This is a genomic window from Mycobacterium sp. (assembly GCF_050701675.1).
Classification (GTDB): Bacteria; Actinomycetota; Actinomycetes; order Mycobacteriales; family Mycobacteriaceae; genus Mycobacterium.
The window spans coordinates 1-1,615 of record NZ_JBOGDD010000956.1; the positions used below are offsets into that span (position 1 = coordinate 1).

General features: G+C 64.1%; 1 protein-coding gene and 1 pseudogene. One reads left to right on the plus strand and one right to left on the minus strand.

The annotated features are described in order from the left end of the window. Positions 1-508 (plus strand): annotated as a pseudogene (locus ACRDUX_RS29050) (hypothetical protein); the annotation flags it as partial. A gap of 5 nt (positions 509-513) precedes the next feature. On the opposite strand, the gene ACRDUX_RS29055 reads toward ACRDUX_RS29050, so the two are convergent. Then, a partial coding sequence (locus tag ACRDUX_RS29055) for an MFS transporter (RefSeq protein ID WP_526419002.1) occupies positions 514-1,615 on the minus strand: 1,102 nt, incomplete at its 5' end.

The window sequence follows — 1,615 nt, forward strand, 5'->3', positions numbered from 1 at the left end:
TGTGCAGGATTGCCCCGCCGCGGCCAACCCGCCCTCGACCGGGGTGGTCATCTACATCGTGGCCCACCAAGACACCATCAGCGGACCGGACAAACCCTCACCCGACGGTTCCCAAGATCCCGACGGACCCGACGCGCCTGAGAGACCCCACGATCCCGTTGGACCCGACGCGCCCGAGGATTCACCAGTCCCCGACGGCGCCAACGTTTCCGACGATCACGACGACGCCTCGGTCCCCGACGACACCGGTCCTGCCGACGATGGCGAATCTGCCGATGGCATCGACCATTCCGGCGACCCGGACCCCGCTGCCACCGACTCCGCCGCCGACGAGTCTGCCGGCCTCGACGGTCACCCTCCGCCGATGTTCGCCAAACCGTGGCGCGAAGGAAACCCCCAGCCAACTGCGACCTCGATGCCGTCGCATGGCCGTACGGGTCAACGTGTGCGTCCAACCTCGAATGCCCATGGCGAAAACACCATCGGCTCAAGGCGTTCTGGGCCCTGACGTCGCTACCTCCGGGTCGGTGCGCGCAGGGCGGCTACGACGGCGGCCGCGTTCAATACCAGGATGATCGTGACGGGCCAGATCGCCGACGTCTGCTGGGCGATTCCGCCGAAAACCGCGCCGAGCACCGACATCTCGACGCCGACCAGCACCGCAGCGAATCCCATGAGCGTCGCACGGTGGTGATCGGCGGCGAAGATGTTGATCCACGATATGGATGCGGCCATGATGGCCTGGTTCGCCACTGTCGCCAACAAGATCACGATCGCGTGCACCCACGGATGCGACCAGGCGTCGTACACCTCGGCCAGGATGCACATCACCGCCGCGGCGCAGCTGATCAGGGCGCTGACGACCAGCATGGCGCGAATACCGAACCTGCTGCGGTAGACGGCACGCCACAAGCAGGAACCGACGATCAGACCGACACCCGAGGCGATGACGAGGATGTGCAGGCTCCCCGGTTTGTTGCCGTGCTGGGCTGCCGCGTGGATGCTGTAGAACGTCGAGCCGAGGCTGATCGGCACGAACATCAATTGCGTCACCGCATATCCCCGGAACCAACGCTCGGTCCGGGCGACGATCATGCCCTCCCGATAGGTGTCCCGTAGCCGCCGTGCCACTCGTCCCGCTTGTGGACGGACCGGGCCGACGAACACCGCCGCGATTCCCGCGGCGGCCATACCTGCCGCACCGAGCCAAAGCAGGTCGACGTGGCTGGAGACGGGATCGCTCCGATCAATCACGGGTATGAGCAGGAGTGTCGACGCGACGGTGACCGCTGCCCCCGTGGCTCCCTGAATCAGGATCAGGTCGCCACGACGCATTTCGGTAAGTTTGCTGGAAAGTACTTCAGAGTACGCAACCTTCGACAAACCATTCGTAATTCCGGTGGCCAAGGACGTTGCCATAAATACCATGGCTATGCCAACTTCGACCGTCGCAGCTATTGCGTTGCACAAGATCAATGTCGCCATTGTCAATGCCGTCGCCGAGATGACGAGATGCTTGAGATGGCGGGACCATTCGAGAATCACGGGTGAGATCGAGTTCCCGACGATGACTCCGATGCTGTACGCGGGGTACAGCAGCGCAGCGGCCCAGAAG